This window comes from Tolypothrix sp. FACHB-123 (assembly GCF_014697075.1).
Lineage (GTDB): Bacteria > Cyanobacteriota > Cyanobacteriia > Cyanobacteriales > Nostocaceae > Aulosira.
Window position 1 is genome coordinate 1 of sequence record NZ_JACJRE010000051.1, and the last position, 16816, is coordinate 16816.

The 16816-nt window shown below is 39.0% G+C and carries 14 protein-coding genes and 1 pseudogene; 8 read left to right on the top strand and 7 right to left on the bottom strand.

Annotation, left to right across the window (positions count from 1 at the left end):
* Window positions 1–99: 99 nt before the first annotated feature.
* Window positions 100–888: pseudogene (blaOXA, locus tag H6G41_RS25885) on the bottom strand (class D beta-lactamase); the annotation flags it as partial.
* Window positions 889–907: 19 nt separating this feature from the next.
* Entirely contained in the window at window positions 908–1687 is a 780-nt protein-coding gene (locus H6G41_RS25890) for a nucleoside phosphorylase (protein WP_190750008.1), read from the bottom strand.
* 421 nt (window positions 1688–2108) lie between these two features.
* On the opposite strand from H6G41_RS25890, the gene H6G41_RS25895 reads away from it, so the two are divergent.
* Window positions 2109–2342, top strand: a complete 234-nt coding sequence (locus H6G41_RS25895; protein WP_096643160.1) for a Nif11-like leader peptide family natural product precursor — start codon at window positions 2109–2111, stop codon at window positions 2340–2342.
* Window positions 2343–2538: 196 nt separating this feature from the next.
* On the opposite strand, the gene H6G41_RS25900 is transcribed toward H6G41_RS25895, so the two are convergent.
* Entirely contained in the window at window positions 2539–2922 is a 384-nt protein-coding gene (locus tag H6G41_RS25900; protein WP_190750009.1) for a hypothetical protein, read from the bottom strand.
* Between the two features lie 539 nt (window positions 2923–3461).
* On the opposite strand from H6G41_RS25900, the gene H6G41_RS25905 reads away from it, so the two are divergent.
* The gene (locus H6G41_RS25905) at window positions 3462–4163 is read left to right on the top strand and encodes a M23 family metallopeptidase (RefSeq protein ID WP_190750010.1); all 702 of its coding nucleotides are present in this window, start codon (window positions 3462–3464) and stop codon (window positions 4161–4163) included.
* Between the two features lie 161 nt (window positions 4164–4324).
* A complete protein-coding gene (locus H6G41_RS25910; RefSeq protein ID WP_190750011.1) occupies window positions 4325–4912 on the top strand; it encodes an ankyrin repeat domain-containing protein in 588 nt (195 codons plus the stop codon).
* Window positions 4913–4947: 35 nt separating this feature from the next.
* Here H6G41_RS25910 and H6G41_RS25915 read toward each other — a convergent pair whose 3' ends face one another.
* Complete coding sequence (locus H6G41_RS25915) at window positions 4948–5463, bottom strand: hypothetical protein (RefSeq protein WP_190750013.1); 516 nt, start codon at window positions 5461–5463, stop codon at window positions 4948–4950.
* A gap of 456 nt (window positions 5464–5919) precedes the next feature.
* Between H6G41_RS25915 and H6G41_RS25920 the strand changes: the two genes are divergently transcribed.
* A complete protein-coding gene (locus H6G41_RS25920; RefSeq protein ID WP_242038047.1) occupies window positions 5920–6963 on the top strand; it encodes a glutathione S-transferase family protein in 1044 nt (347 codons plus the stop codon).
* 75 nt (window positions 6964–7038) lie between these two features.
* Here the strand turns inward: H6G41_RS25920 and H6G41_RS25925 are convergent, their stop codons facing one another.
* Window positions 7039–7620: an HdeD family acid-resistance protein gene (locus tag H6G41_RS25925; RefSeq protein ID WP_190750015.1), complete on the bottom strand. Its 582-nt coding sequence runs from the start codon at window positions 7618–7620 to the stop codon at window positions 7039–7041.
* A gap of 219 nt (window positions 7621–7839) precedes the next feature.
* On the opposite strand from H6G41_RS25925, the gene H6G41_RS25930 reads away from it, so the two are divergent.
* Both H6G41_RS25930 and H6G41_RS25935 read left to right on the top strand, forming a co-directional pair.
* The gene (locus H6G41_RS25930; RefSeq protein ID WP_190750017.1) at window positions 7840–9360 is read left to right on the top strand and encodes a GH3 auxin-responsive promoter family protein; all 1521 of its coding nucleotides are present in this window, start codon (window positions 7840–7842) and stop codon (window positions 9358–9360) included.
* Window positions 9361–9985: 625 nt separating this feature from the next.
* Window positions 9986–12409, top strand: coding sequence for a PKD domain-containing protein (locus H6G41_RS25935; RefSeq protein WP_190750019.1), 2424 nt, complete (start codon window positions 9986–9988; stop codon window positions 12407–12409).
* A gap of 33 nt (window positions 12410–12442) precedes the next feature.
* Here H6G41_RS25935 and H6G41_RS25940 read toward each other — a convergent pair whose 3' ends face one another.
* A complete protein-coding gene (locus H6G41_RS25940) occupies window positions 12443–13585 on the bottom strand; it encodes a cysteine desulfurase family protein (RefSeq protein ID WP_190750021.1) in 1143 nt (380 codons plus the stop codon).
* A gap of 217 nt (window positions 13586–13802) precedes the next feature.
* Here H6G41_RS25940 and H6G41_RS25945 point away from each other — a divergent pair, with 217 nt between their 5' ends.
* Both H6G41_RS25945 and H6G41_RS25950 read left to right on the top strand, forming a co-directional pair.
* Window positions 13803–15431 (top strand): phospholipase D-like domain-containing protein, encoded by a 1629-nt coding sequence (locus H6G41_RS25945; protein ID WP_190750023.1) that lies wholly within the window; start codon window positions 13803–13805, stop codon window positions 15429–15431.
* Between the two features lie 274 nt (window positions 15432–15705).
* On the top strand, window positions 15706–15951 hold the full coding sequence (locus tag H6G41_RS25950; RefSeq protein ID WP_190750025.1) for a ChaB family protein: 246 nt from the start codon (window positions 15706–15708) through the stop codon (window positions 15949–15951).
* A gap of 211 nt (window positions 15952–16162) precedes the next feature.
* Here H6G41_RS25950 and H6G41_RS25955 read toward each other — a convergent pair whose 3' ends face one another.
* Complete coding sequence (locus H6G41_RS25955) at window positions 16163–16555, bottom strand: PleD family two-component system response regulator (RefSeq protein WP_190750027.1); 393 nt, start codon at window positions 16553–16555, stop codon at window positions 16163–16165.
* Between the last annotated feature and the right edge of the window lie 261 nt (window positions 16556–16816).

Here is a 16816-nt window from a genome sequence, read left to right on the forward strand (position 1 = left end):
TACCCTTAAACGAGCGCCCATATTTTAGCCACCTCGGTAGATGCATTCTCCGTATTTACTTATCTTTACATACTTTGGTTTTTTCATGCCGACTTACTTAGTAGCAAAAAAATAGACATTATTATTCTGTTCTAAATAACCAACAAACCAGCCGATTTCTGGTTTACTACTGATTAACCATCCTGTTTTTGCTCGTAGCGTGTATTTTGGAGTTTGTTCGCGTACCATGATATCTTTTACCAGTTCCATTGTCTGCTGAGAAAATGGTAAATTACCTTGATATAAGCGTTGCAAAAAATTAATTTGCTCTTTGGGTGTAATTTTTAATGGCCCTTGTAGCCAAAAGCGATCAATATCTGCGGCTGTACCAATTTGACGGTTACCATACCCCACTTTATTAATAAATTCCTGCATCCGTTCATATCCCGCTTTACGCGCTAAAACTTGATAAAACCAAACGGTAGAATTTTTGAAAGCTTGACGCAAATTTGTATCCTGATTCCAAGTTTCTATCTCTCGCTGAATTCCATCCCAAGTGAGAACAGCCACATCATTAGCAATAACTCCTGTTTCTAACGCCACCAGCGAATTAAAAATTTTGAATGTCGAAGCGGGAACCATTGCGGTAGCGTTGCGTTGTGGATTGTGTTCGTAGGTGCGATTATTTTTTGAGTCGTAAATTACAATTGAACCTTCCACCCCCAATTGTTGGAAATGTCTGCCTAAATTTGGTGTCGCCGCAACTATTTGATTATTGTTAGCAATTGTAGAAGAATTAGCAACACTAGAAATTGCTGGCGAACTAATTGTAATGAATAGAATTAAGCTGCCAATAGCTGTAAAAATGAAAGATGGCACTCGCCATGTATGAAACAAAGCTTTTCTCATTGTCAATGGGATGTAACAATCAAGGGGATATGAAATTAGTAGCTGCACGTACAGCAGTAGCGATCGCATTTTCCACAGCAATATCCTTCTGCGGATAGATGATATTTTCCGAGACAGTACGCTGGGCAACTACACCGCAGACAGCCGCAGCCGCAAATTGATATACTCCCGCCATTTTAAACAGAGTGCCACATTCCATTTCATAGTTCAAGATATTCAAGTGGCGATATTCGGCGGTAATTCCTTGGAGCGATCGCATTAAATAAGGATTGGCTGAATCTGTGCGTTCCTGTCCTTCGTAAAAGGTATCCACCGAAGCCGTAATTCCTAAATGATGCTCAAAGCTTAACTCTTGTGCTGCTTTCACCAACGCCACCGTGAGAAACGGATCGGCTGCGGCTGGATATTCCACAGGCGCAATATCATTTGCTGCACCTTGGCGACATAACGCCGCACTACTGATGACAATGCTACCCACCGACACATGAGGTTGAATCGATCCGCAAGTCCCAATGCGAATAATTTGCCGGATACCTAGCTGTATCAACTCATTCACGACAATACTTAAAGAAGGCGCACCCATGCCGCTAGTAGTAGATAAAATAGGGCGATGGTTAGCTAAATAGCCCAGATAGCTATTCAACCCCCGATTCTCTGACAATAAGCGTACATCTCGGAAATGAGTTTGCGCAATCAAACGCGCGCGTTCCGGATCTCCAGATAATAATGCAATTTCCGGTGGAGAAGTACTCAAGTCTTCTTGTCCAAAACCAAGATGATAGAAGCGTTTACCAGTCATATATTGTCAAAATATTCGCTAGAAATTAAGGGAACTCCAAAAAATAAATTATGCCAAATTGTAGTGGTAACCCCGCCCCTACAATTTGCGGGTTTGGTAAGTTAATGATTGGAATATTTTTTTATTTGGAAGTCTCTAATAGTTTATTGTCAGGATTTCAGCTCTCAAATTAGGACTAAAAAGAAAATCATAAATATAAATCATTTTATTCTTGAATCTCATTAATAACCTATTAATGGTACCAACAGTCATCGAAAGTTATATTTTTTTGTCAAAATCAATTTATTTTGTTTATTAGTTCTAATATGGAATTTTATAACCTCAGCGAAAATATCTTCTACGAGGCTCGTAGACTAGGCAAAACGACAGGAGTCAAATTACTCAATTCAAATCTAATGTTTCAAACAGGAGATAGACTGTCATGCCGCAACAAAATGCTGCTCAACTTTTTAAAGCTGTAAAACAAGATCAAGCATTAAAGCAAAGACTAAAAGCCACATCCAATCCAGAAGCCTTTATCCAAATTGCTAAAGAACGTGGCTATAATTTCACAGTTGCAGAATTAGAAGCAGAAATTGCCAAATTATCTGAAGAAGATTTAGCAGCTATTATCAATCCTGGATGGGGCCCTAGACAGCACATTCATCCTAGATAATTTTGCATCTAGGTAGTTGCAAGATTGATTAACAATCCTCAAGCTGGTGTATGACTTTTTGTGTTAAGTTATCCTTCAAAAAACAAGCCCACCTTTGTGGGCTTTGTAACAATAGCCCCAGGCTTCTAGCCTGCGGGCGTTATTTTTGGGTATGCGAGAAACTTTTTCTCATTGAAAAATACCCAGTGCCCATTTCCTATTCCGAACTCCCATCTCTTCTACCGAGTTCGTAAATACCGGAACCGATGCAAGCAAGTATACCAGTACTGATACCCCAACTCGGCCCTAAACTAATTTCTACACCCCAGTGGACTAAAGCACCGACTATCAAAAAAGGCACAATACTAAACAAAGAAGCGTAAAAAGCGTTTTGGGATTCTCTAGCTTTGCGAGTTTTCTCAAATTCTGTTTTGCTAGTGTAGAGCGATCGCTCAGCAAAGTTAAACCAACGGTTAAGTTGCTCAATTACCCATTCACTCACCGAGGAAAAAGCTAAATATAGAGCCAAAGACCACAAACTCGCTCCCGCGATCGCAATTGTGTCCAATTCAAACTGGAAGGGCCAAATATCTGTCAGCATAGTTTGTCGGCGTCTTGTAAAGGCACAATTTTAGCTATAAAGCTTTGATGAATGTCAAATTAATCTTTTAAGTAAATTAACTTAACAGCCTTTTGCCGGATTGGCAACTATCTTGAGAGTATATTATCTCAGCGATCGCTGCTTTTTTGACTAATAATGTATGAATTAGTATCATCAATATATCCGTAAAAACTAGCAGAAACATTTATTATTAAAAATTACTTAATCCGTAATTACTAGCTAAACACTATGCTAATTAAAGATTATACTTGTCTACTGAAATGTATTAAAAATACTGATTATCTATAGTTTTGCGGTTTCTGATTTTAATAGCTAATCAGACAGACTTGACAGTTAAAAAAGCATGATAGCCTAAGCTAGGCAACTTGACATAGTAATATGTACAAGCCGTATATTGTGATGTAAACAATACTGAGATATCCATCATTAAGTAGCTTTCGTTGTGACTTTTTTAACCAAATTAAATTGAATTTTCACAGCAATTTATCAAGCGTTTTATTAGATTGAGGAATAAAAAAATGAATCAGCGGCAAAAAAGAGTAATTGTATCAGGAGCTACTTTATTAATGTTAGGGTTGAGTCTTGTAAGCCTAATTACTCTATTGCCTAAGCCAGAAATTGCTAGAGCTAGGGAAGCCAAGTCAAACAAAGCAAATAGAGGTAATGCGTGGTTAGCCGCTTCTTTTCCGGTAGAAAACTTTCAAGCTTACACTTCTGCCTTTGGTTATCGCCGTTCCGCTACTGGTGGCGATAACTGGGAATTTCATGGCGGCTTAGATATAGCTGCTCCCCAAGGTAGTTACATTCGCAATTGGTGGGCTGGTAAAGTCATTAAAGTAGGCGATCGCAATGCCTGTGGTACCCATATCATCATCAAATCTGGAGCCTGGGAGCATACCTACTGTCATATGGAAGGACATGTCGAAAGCATATCTGGTCGCCGTTATTTAGTCGATCGCGCCGCCGGAATTCAAATTGCTGAAGGTCAACAAATACCCAGTGGTATCCGAATTGGTAGAGTTGGTATGACTGGACGTACCACTGGGCCTCACCTGCATTGGGGACTCAAATATGACAGCAACTATGTAGATCCAGCAATGGTGCTACGGGAAATGTTTTCTCAGCAGCAAATTTCCAGAAAAACAGGGTCAACAGTTAATGCTCAACAGTCACAAGTCATCATTGAAGAGTCACAATATACTCGCGATCATGGTTATTAACTGAAAGTTAAGATTTTGGATTGAGATTTTCAATGGAAATCTAGTCCAAAATCTAAAAATTGTTACCAATTCTCCATACTAGCTTGATAAAACTTTATACATTCCGGAAAACATACTTCCTACAGTGAAGTTTGGCTCAAGTTACTTTATTTACTTGAGATATGCTCAGCAAACTATCACCTCGGAAGTTAGGATTGTTACTACTATTACTGTTACTGGGAACACCCTCAATTGCATCATCACAAGCACAGCGCAATAACCAAGAAGAAATATTAATTGAAGCCGTTTCCGTAGATCAAGTTGATGTTTTGAAAAAGTACTTAGATAACGGTGGCGATCCTGATAGATATTTTGCGTTGGCGGTAAGTAATGGTTCAATGCAAAGTGTAGAATTGATGCTGCAACGAGGAGCAAATGTCAATATTTCCGATCCCAACGGTATAACTCCGTTAATGGTTGCAGCTAGGTACACTTATCGTGCGGGAACCGAAATGACCAAATTTTTACTAGATAAAGGTGCTTTAGTAAATACAAAAACTCAAAAAGATAGCACTGCACTGATGTTTGCTTGTTCACCAGTAGCTCAACACTATGAAGATGAGTATGTCAAGGTTGTGAAGATGCTAATTGCTAAAGGCGCACAGCTAAATGTTAAAAACCAGCTAGGAGCAACACCCCTGAGTATAGCAACTCAAGGTAATTGGCAGAAAATAGTTGCTGTTCTCAAGAAAGCCGGGGCCAAATTTTAAATTTGGTTATTTATCTGCTTACCTGGACAAAAGTATTAGTTTACTAGACTAATAGACTTAGCAATAATCACAGGTTTCTTCAAATAACTTGTATAGTCTTCGTCTGGTAAATTTAAATTAAAATCTCTTTCAATTTCAGGAATTACTAATCTCCGAACCTCACCTTTAATTTCAATTCTTTTATCACTATTAGTTGGTAACTCAAACGCTACATCTGAGGCATTTACAACTAATAGAGATTCTTGGCTATTTCCTGGGCGATCGTTGATGATAAAAGAACTGGAGTTTACTGTCTGAACTGGCTTGCTTCTAATGGTGATGGTTTCTCCAATAAATTCTCTTGTATTTGTATTTACTTCTGAAGTACTAGTAAGATTGGGAAATCGATTACTACCCTGTCCATCGGTGTAGTCCCATTTTACAAAAGCAGCTATCAATACTAAAGTAGCTAACAATAATGCATCTTGCAGCCTTAATGTCCGAGGACGACTTTCAACTTTAGCATCACTAGTAGCATCTTGATTAGATTTACTGCGGTCAAATATATTCATGATCGGAAGATATTAAAAATAATTACTTACTTTGTGGAAATTATTTGCCGATTTTTGCTTTTCTAGATAAACACTAAGGAAGATATGAATAATCTCCCTTAGTGAATAGATATCACTACCCTGCACCTAATTTCAGCAGCTAATGCGGTTATATTCTGCAAGCTAATTAATAGTTAAATTACAGAATATTTGGCATTGGCTTGTTGTCCAAAAACTTTAGAATTAAATATTAATAAAAAAACTACATAATTTTCTTCCTACTTAGGTGATAAAATTTATATACAAGAGTAATTAGTAGCAATACTATAGATATACCTACATACCTCCAATAGTAGAGATCTTATAGATTTGCTGAATCGGCATTGATTGCCATACAAAACTTAAAATCAAAATCTAAATTAGGATGCAGAGATTGAATTTTAACCAAAACCTTTACTTTATTACTAAAAATAAACTATGACTAAGGTCAAAAATTTGCATATGGAGTCTACTAACTCGACAAAAAAGCAGGGTAAATCATTACCGCCAAAGCTGATTATTCAGTTAGGTAGGTTTGTATGGACAACGATGTGGCAAACTATGATGTCGAAAATTGCTCCGCGCAATCAGTCGGGAGAGTATATTCGTCCTAGCAGTCAGTTGAGAAATTCTATTAATGCCGAGAAAGGTAGTTTTTATCCACCAGCTACAGGGCGTTATCATCTGTATGTAGGACTGAGTTGTCCTTGGGCGCACCGCACCTTAATTGTCAGGGCTTTGAAGGGATTAGAAGATGCAATATCTGTAACTGTGGTTATTCCTTCAGCGATCGCAGGTGGTTGGATCTTCGATGAACCAGAATTAGATTGTGCTAGTCTGGCGCAATTATATCAGCTGGCTCAACCAGGTTATAGCGGCAGGGCTACAGTGCCGGTTTTATGGGACAAACAAACGAATACTATCGTTAATAATGAAAGTGCAGAAATTATTGTCATGCTGAACTCAGAATTTAATGAGTTCGCTAATAATCCAACAATAAATTTGTATCCAGAAGAATTAAAAGAAAAAATTGATAGCTGGAATGAGAAGATTTATCACAGTGTAAATAATGGTGTTTATCGTTGCGGCTTTGCCCAAACCCAACAAGCTTATAATCTAGCTATAGATGAACTATTTACCACTTTAGACGAAATTGAAGCCGCACTAGAAACCAGTAGATATTTGTGTGGAAATGTTCTTACCCTCGCAGATGTGCGGCTATTTACAACATTATTCCGCTTTGATGTGGCTTATTATGGGATTTTTAAATGTAATCGCCGGAGAATTCAGGATTATCCTAACTTAGGAGCTTATTTAAGGGATATATATCAACTTCCTGGTGTTGCTGACACCTGTAATTTAGAAAGCGTGAAACAAGACTATTATGGCAATTTATTTCCGTTAAATCCTGGCGGGATTATTCCTTCCGGGCCCGATATGTCATATTTATTAAAATCACACGATCGCGATCGCATCGGTTGAAAAATAAAATGCGATCGCGTTGACTGGGTGAGCGAAAAATTATCACTCATGCTCACCCTCACTAAAACTACAGCCTTAAGCAGTACCAGCAGCACTATCGGGCTTGTTAAAAGTAGAACCGCCATTCCATGAAAGCATCAACCGTGAAACACCAGTGAAGAGAATGCTGACACCGAGTAAGGTTCCAATCAGCCAAGGTGCATTAAAAGGCCATTGAAACCAAATCATCACACCCAAGATTAAAGTGATAATACCGTCACCCAATACCCATGTCCAGTTTTTTTGGGGACGCAGTTTAAATGCGAGAATTAACTCAAACACACCTTCAGTTAATAAGAAGCTACCCAGCAATAAAGTTAGAGTCAAAATACCCGTAGATGGGTAAATCAACAGCATTACACCAGTTGCAATGTAGAGTACGCCTAACAACACTTTCCAAACCACACCGCCAGAAGTACGGGTGTTATATGCATAGAAGAGCTTAGCAAATCCAGCCGAAGCCAGAATCACAGCTACCCAGGTTTCCGCAAAAATTGTTGAGACAGCAGGAAGTGCGATCGCAATAATTCCTAAGACAATCAAGAGAACACCAGTTAACAGAGACTTATTATCACTCTTGTTAATTTCATTAGAAACATGAGAAACATCGCTTGTCATAGCAATTTTTCCTTAATACCTATTTATTGAACTCTCAATTTAGGCTAAGGAATTTTTGCCTATGAAGACATCACCCTAGGGTAGACTCATCGGTTTAGCGAAAGTTACTAGGTAATAATCCGTAAGAAGTACAAAATCAACAATAACCCCCACGCCACGCCCAATGCCCCATGCCCATTTTCAAGCTAACATTTAACTTAACTAGTTTACTTAGAAATCATGCGTCCGATTATTCAACTATTTGGACAACTTTTTGCAGGGGCTTACCGACGCTTTACGCAAGCGTTGGATTATCCTGAGTTAACGCAGATATCTGTGCAGAAGGAAATTTGCGATCGCCTGATCAACAGCGAGTATGGTAAAAGTTTAGGAATTCGTTCTCTAGGAGATTGGCAAGCTGTACCTATAGTTGATTACGATGGGCTAGAACCCTGGATTTTAGGACAAGAAAAACGTCAACAAATTCCCCTCACCCCAGAACCAATTTTATTTTATGAAAAAACCTCTGGTAGTACTGGGGCGATAAAATGGATTCCCTATACTAAATCTTTGCGGCGCTCGTTTAATCAGATGTTTTGTGTTTGGGCACATGATTTGATTGTACATGGCCCGAAATTTTCAACGGGGAAAATTTACGCCTCTATCTCGCCACAACTAAATGTAGGTGATTCCCAATCTTTACAGGATGACTTAGATTATTTAGATGAATGGTTGCGTTGGTTATTGCGTCCTTGGTTAGTAATGCCAAATCGACTAAATCGCCTCCATAATGTCCAAGAATTTAAACATCAATTGGCTTTGGCTTTATTACAAGCACAGAAGTTAGAAATTATTTCAGTTTGGAGTCCGAGTTTTTTACAAGTACATTTAAACTACATTCAAGAAAATCGGGAGTTATTAGCAAAGGAATTAAAAGGAGTTATATCAAGCGATCGCTTGCAAATTCTCCAATCAGATAATATTCCCTGGATGCAGCTATGGTCAAATTTAAAGCTGATTTCTTGCTGGGATAGCGCTAACGCCGCCGATTCAGCCAAGGGATTGCGATCGCAGTTTCCGGGTGTATTTGTTCAGGGTAAGGGTTTGCTAGCCACTGAAGCACCGATGACAATTCCTTTAATTGCAGCGGGGGGTTATGTTCCGGTGTTGGATGAAGTTTTTTTTGAGTTTGAGGATGATACTGGCTCTTTGCATAAGTTACACGAACTCAGCATCGGTGATGAATACGCGATTATTTTATCGCAAAAAGGCGGTCTTTATCGTTATCGCATAGGCGATCGCGTCCGCGTGACTCATTACTATCGTCACACACCCTGTTTAGAATTTCTCGGAAGAAATCAAGACATCAGCGATTTAGTCGGGGAAAAATTGTCAGCTACCTTTGTGCAGGATGCTTTAAATAGCCTGAATTTGCCAGGAAATCATTTTCAGAGTTTGGTTCCCGTTAACAACCCACCTCACTATATTCTGTTACTAGATTCAGCGCCGCAAACCCCCCAAACCATTGCGCAACAACTAGATAAAGCTCTATCACAGTCTTATCACTATAATTTAGCGCGATCGCTCGGTCAGCTTGCACCACCAGAAGTATTCATATCACAACAAATCCCAGAATTGTTCACCTCAATTCGCCTCCAAAAAGGTAGTATTTGGGGAGGTATTAAGCATCCAATTCTCGCAACATCACCAATTAACACGGAAATTTTAGCAGCATTAAAATCTATCAATTCTCATAATTAGTTAATATCAAGTAATCTTTATGCAGTCAGTTAAAGTAGCGTTTCTCTCAACAGTATTAGGCTTGTAAATCAATAATTTAAATGTAATTTGATTACAGGAATAACGATACAAAAAAACTGAAGTATGTATAGCCGTAGCCAGATATATTAGGACATCAAGCCAAAATAAAATCCTGACAATAAAAGCCTTTAGAGTCAGTCAACAGTCAACACTTCGGCAAGCTCAGTGCATCGCCGTCAACAATCAACAGTCAACAGTCAACAGCTATAAATAAAACTCAATTCAAAGCTATTTTCTTATGTTGGGCGATCGCTGAGCTTATATAATTGCTGCCTACAGCCTGATCTTAACGATAAATAATCACGCCAACCTAGTTAAACATACCGTAATTATCCCAATGGGCATACATAGTGAATACCTGACAAAATTTCACACATTTCATGGATATATTCTTCTTAGATCAGGCTTTTTATAAAAACTCGATGAATTATCTGTAAATTTTATATTTAACGACTTTAAGAATAGATTAAATCAAGGTAAATTCTTACTTATTATCTCTGATATAGAGCATTTTTCGGCAAAATATCAGCAACATTAGTTGTGTAATAAGTAATCGTAAATAATAATGGCGACCTCAGCAAATTTCCGCATTGATGAATTTCGTAATTCGATTAACGCTATTTTTGATACTAAGCTTAATCGTTGGTTCGCTTTAGAAAATTCCTCAGTGCTGATTGAGGTTAAAACTAAAAATGGAGAATTAGATCTGACAACTTTAAAACGAATTGATATTCATAAAGTTGGATTGCAAAATCCCCAAGGGCTGACAATAGATCCAGTTACAGGAAGCTTGATTATCTTAGACCGAGGTACTAAACAGCAGATTTATCAAATTCAGCCAAATTCTCAAGGTAGTTTCGTCAAACCTAGCTTGGTTACCCAGATAAATCTCCCAGAAAATCTACCGAATCTTAGCAGTATCAAGCTGAATCCTCAAAATGGTAATTTTCTGGTAGAAAGCTCTTCACATCAAATTCAGTATGAATTTACCCCCGCTGGTAACATTGCTTCTGAACGCTATCTATCAGGATTGGAGCTAGACAGTCAGCCTGTTTTAGTTACTGATAATACTATCGATAGCACCTTAACAGCCAGAACTGCGGATTCATCCTTGATGCTAGTTCAGACGATGGAGACAACATCTGTTCTTTCTGCTCCCACACTAGTACAGACTATCTACACATCTGAATTTGCCCCTCCAAGTCCCGATCCATCGGGGATTGTTTATATTAGTCATTTGGGTTCACTGTTGATTTCTGATGGTGAAGTTGATGAAATGCCTACCTACTTCACAGGTAGGAACCTGTTTCAAACAAGTCTGAGTGGGACTTTGCAACGGACTTTGACCACGATGAGCTTTTCCAACGAGCCAACAGGGATAGCCTATAATCCAGCAAATCGCTTCCTCTATATTTCCGATGATAACAAGGGTCGGGTTTTTCAACTCAATCTCGGAGCCGATGGCAATTACAACACTGCTGATGATGTGGTGAGTTCTTTTAGTACTACTGCTTGGGGTAGTACTGATCCAGAAGATATAGTCTATTCACCAACCACAGGGACTTTATTTGTTGTTGATGGTCTGGGTGAACAAGTTTATCATGTTACCACCAGCGGCACTTTAATTAGCCAATTTGATACTGAGATCTTGGGACTTCACGATCCAGAAGGGATTACCATCGATCCTAGTAGTGGGAACCTGTTTATGGTCGGTTTCCCGTCTAACTTGGTGTTTGAAATCACAACTTCCGGTCAACTTGTCCGTACCTATGATATTTCTGCGGCGAACGCCATCAAGCCAGCGGGGATTACGATTGCACCCAGTAGTCAAAATCCTTATCTGCAAAGCCTCTACATTGTCGATCGCGCTATTGATAATGATACCGATGCCAATGAAAATGATGGTCGCCTCTACGAATTTGCTCTAGGTACTCCTGTCCCCAATCAAGCACCAGCAGTATCCGCAGGTCAAAATCAAGTAGTGTTGTACAAAGCCAACCTTGACGGTTCTGTAAGCGATGATGGTTTACCAAATCCTCCAGGAAATTTCACTACTGCATGGAGTGCGATTAGCGGGACTGGTCAAGTATTTTTTGCCAATCCATCTGTACAGGATACTACGGCTACCTTCTCTACTCCCGGAACTTACACTGTACAATTACAGGCAAATGATGGGGAATTAACGGGTAGCAGCCAGAAAACTATCCAAGTTTTAAATCCTGCATCGACAAAATTTGTCAGCCTTGGCGGTAGTGGGACTATTGGCGGAGTCAGCTTTAATCGCCAAGACATCCTCGCATACGACCAGTCAAATAATCAATGGTATATGTATTTCGATGGCTCTGATCTGGGCTTCGGTAGTTCCTACCTGCGAGATTTTCATATTAATGCCGATGGCTCAATTTTGTTTGCTTTAAATAACCCGGCGATCTTGGCTGGTGAGTTGGCAGTAGATGATTCGGATATAGTGAAGTTTACGCCCATAACTACAGGTGAGTTTACCAGTGGAACCTTTGAACTTTATTTTGACGGTTCGGATGTAGGATTAAGCACCGATTCTGAGGAAATAGATGCGATCGCTATTGCCCCAGATGGTAATTTGGTCATTAGTACAAAGGGTTCTTTTACAATTCCTGGAGTATCCGGTTCCGATGAAGACCTGATCAAGTTCAATGCTAGTAGTTTAGGTCAAAATACAATTGGTACCTGGACAATGCTGTTTGACGGGTCTGATGTTGGTCTAACTAACTCTTCTGAAGATGTGAATGGTATTTGGTTCGACGCTAATAGTAACAAAATCTTCCTGACTACCGAGGGATCTTTTGGCGTTCTTGGTGCAACAGGGGATGGTGCTGATATCTTTGTATTCAACCCAACCTCTCTTGGCGTTAATACCAGTGGTAGTTTTACCCCCTTCTGGGATGGTTCAAACAATGGAATACCAGCTGGGATTGCTGTTGAAGGTATCAGTATTGCTCCTATTGTCTAGTTTAGAGTCAAATGCCCAATGCCCATATTTTAATTACAACCTCTGCAATACCTGTTTCAAAACCATCGCTGTCCAATCTACATCAGCTGCGGTGGTTTCCCGTCCTAATGTAATGCGAATTCCACCCAAAGCGGCTTTTTCGGAATAGCCCATTGCTAATAATATGGGACTGGGACTGAGTTTACCGCTATGGCAAGCTGCACCTGCACTAATACCAATACCAGCTAGGTTCATTTGTCGGACTATGGTTTTACCGCTACGTTTTTCACCATCGGCGTATTCCCAACAAAAACTTAGATGATGGGGTAGACGGTGTTCGCGATCGCCTGTGGAAATTAAACCAGGTATATCGACTAACTGGGCAAATAAGCGATCGCGTAACTGAATTAAACGCGGTGTTTCTGTGGACATTTCTTGGGCTGCTAGTTCAGCCGCTACACCAAAACCAGCAATTACCGCTGTTGCTTGAGTACCAGAACGTAGCCCCATTTCTTGTCCACCACCACCAAATAGGGGTACTAACTCTACACCAGGACGGACATACAATGCTCCTGCACCTTGCGGCCCATATATTTTATGACTAGATAAACTCAGTAAATCTACGGAAAAAGCTTCTACGTCAATGGGCAATCGTCCCACAGCTTGCACTGCATCCGTATGGAATAATACCCCATTTTGGCGGGCAATAGCTGCTAATTCTGCGATCGCTTGGACAGTTCCAACTTCACTTTGACCGTAAATCACAGATACTAAGACCGTATTATCTCGCAACGCTGCGGCTAAATCTGCGGGGTTAACTCTGGCTTTTCCATCTACCGCCAAACGAGTCACTTCCCAACCCCACATTTCCAGCAACCGTGCTGATTCAGAAATAGCGGAATGCTCAACACTAGAAATAATTATGTGTTGGGGGACATTGTATAACCGAGCTACGCCCATAATTGCTAGATTATCAGCCTCAGTACCACCAGAGGTAAAAATAATCGACTCCACAATAGAGGCGTTAATTAATCCTGCTACTTGGAATCTGGCTGTTTCCAAAACTGTTGCGGCTCGTTGTCCCCACTCATGTAAACTAGAAGGATTCCCCCATTGTTGAGTGAAAACTTTTTGCATAGCTGCGATCGCTTCAGGACGGGTAGGAGTAGTAGCACTGTAATCTAGATATATTTGCATATCATCAATAAATGAGTAAAAACACAAGCTGAATCTGGGCTATCTATATTTTCAGCATATACATTTAACTAGCTTAATTCTCAAAATATCTCCCTAATTTTCCGGCGATAGATAGATTTTTGCCTGATTTGTAAAGGTATTTTTCTACCTACCGCAACATACTTAATTTTGGGAATAATATACTTGTTAACTCTCAATCCACTTTTAGCAGATTACCGTGCAACTTTCTTCTAGTCTCAAGTATTATTTTACATTTTTTTTCATATTTACCATTACCGCTTGCGAGCGAGTCCAATCTTACAATAAACGTCCAGCACCTCTACCACAAGATCCATTTGTTCAGGTTTCCTTTAACCATTCTCAGTCTTCAGAATTCAAAGAACCTTACCGCCAGCAGACTCGGCTGGGAGATAATTTAGAACAACAGATAGTCAATGCTATTTCCCAAGCTAAATCTACAGTAGATGTAGCAGTTCAAGAATTACGTTTACCCAAATTAGCCCAAGCACTAGCAGAAAGACAAAAAGCCGGAGTTAAGGTTAGATTAATCTTAGAAAATACCTATACCCGTCCTTGGAGTAGCTTCACGCCTGAAGAAATCAGCAAGCTAGAAAAAAGGGAACAGGAACGCTATAACGAATTGCGTAAATTTATAGATCTTAACCAAGACAACCAACTCAGCGAGGAAGAAATTAATCAAAGAGATGCTTTAGCGATCGTTCAAAATGCTCAAATTCCTTGGCTAGACGATCGTGCTGATGGTTCAGCAGGTAGCAGTTTAATGCATCACAAATTTGTAGTTGTAGACAATCGGATTGTAATTGTCACTTCTGCTAACTTTACTTTAAGCGATGTATTTGGAGATTTTAGTAATTCCAGCAGTTTAGGAAATGTCAATAATTTCTTAGAAATTAATAGTCCAGAATTAGCTGCATTATTTACAGAAGAGTTTAACATCATGTGGGGTGACGGGCCTGGAGGAAAGCCAGATAGTATTTTTGGTGTCAAAAAACCGATACGGTTACCAAAAACTATATCTTTAGGGGATACAAAAATTACCGTCCAATTTTCACCCACTTCTGCAACTCAACCGTGGAGTAACAGTACTAATGGTTTAATAGCTAGTACTTTAGAATCTGCTACCAAGTCAGTTGATATGGCATTATTTGTATTTTCCGAGCAACGGTTGGCTAATATCCTGGAAACTCGTCATCAACAAAGTGTACAAATCCGTACATTAATTGAACCACAATTTGCTTATCGTCCTTATAGCGAAGCCTTAGATATGATGGGATTGGCGCTCAGTGATGAATGTAAATATGAAGTAGATAATAAACCTTGGCAGAATCCAATTACTACTGTAGGTGTCCCTACCTTAGCTAAAGGAGATTTACTCCATCATAAATTTGCAGTAGTTGATGGAAAAACTGTAATTACAGGTTCCCATAATTGGTCTGAAGCGGCAAATAATGGTAATGATGAAACTTTATTAGTAATTGAAAGTCCCACCGTCGCCGCCCATTATGTGCGCGAATTTGCCCGTCTTTATACTAATGTCAAACTTGGATTACCACCAGCAATTCAACAAAAAATTGCCACCGAAATTAAACAATGTTCTCAAATCCAGAGTCCGACATCAATTCCTCAAAAAACAGCAAAAAAAGTTAATATAAATACGGCGACATTAGAAGAATTAATCACAATACCTGGTGTTGGTGAAAAGTTAGCACAACGCATAATTATGACTCGTCAACAGCAAAAATTTAGCTCTTTACAAGATTTAGAAAAAGTTCCTGGTATTAGTAATAAGATGGTCAACAAATGGCAAGATAGTATAGCTTGGTAGCAGTTTTGCTTTCCAAGGTATAATTGACTTTTGTAGTGAAAACTTCAGTTATCACTACGAATGAATTTAACCAAAGAATTAGCAAAATTAATAGGCACGCAATATTTTTGTACCCGGATTGAATAATTTAATTTTGCCAATAAAATTTTAATTTGTATTAGTTCCTGAAGGTAACTCAGCCTAAAGGATGGTATTTGTCTATCTCTACTTGCAGAGGAAATCTACTTAGCCATTTTTTAGGATGAATCTAAGTTGAGATAATCGGAGTAAGTTTATGCCTTATAAGCAGATAGACGAATTACCTCAGGATATTAGAGAACAGCTACCTGAACACGCCCAACAGATATTCTTTGCAGCATTCAATGCAGCTCAAGACAACGGTATGAGCGAACAAGCTGCTCGTGATGTAGCGTGGAATAGTGTGAGAAATGAATATGAGCCGGGGAACGGCGGACAATGGCAAAGAAAACCCGAAGATCCACCTATACATAATAAAGCTATCACCACTGGGGGAAATTAATTAGCTTTAGCTTGATTTTAGCGATCGCAGTTTCCATAAAGCTGATTTCAGGTAAGTTAAGTATACACAGGTAGGGGCACAAAATTTTGTGCCCCTACGATGATATTTAACTGATAAACTACCGCTGATTCAGTAATTTATAACCTTGCCTTTTGCTTGCAAAATTTTCCCCAATTTCACAACAATTCCCATACCCATAACATATATAGCTTTATTCATTGGCAATAGATAAACCCAAGACATCGCGACAAATCTCTAGAACATTTTTGGCACGAAATGGCTTAGTCATATATAAATCTGCACCAACTTCGCTACCTTGTTGTTTATCCACTTCCTGCCCATTAGCAGTCAACATAATGATATAAATATTTGGTATCCTTAGTTCATTTTTAACAGTATTACAAACTTCAAGCCCACTCATTTTGGGCATAATAACATCTAGAAATACCAGCTTTGGTTTTTCTGTTTGAATAAGTTCTAGGGCTTCTGAGCCATTTTTAGCCATTAATATTTCTACTGCTTCATGTTCTAAAGTCTCTAGTACCTCTTCAAGAAGTAAACGCACGCTAATTTCATCATCAACAATTAATACTTTATTTTTCATAGAAATTCATGATTCTCCTACAGACAGCAATTATCATAAAAATTTTTTAGTGATAAAAGATAAACTAATTCATGCATAAAAATGCGATCGCTTGTTAATGAGTTTGAGAAAACTTATTAGCTATCAGATTAGCTGTCAGATGTGGCAATAACATTCTATCCTTGTATATGTAATATGTCTGTCAGTATTTTTAAGGGCAAATAATTTTTATTAAGTATCGGATGACTAGTAAGAACAATGAAAGAGAATTACATAAATTAA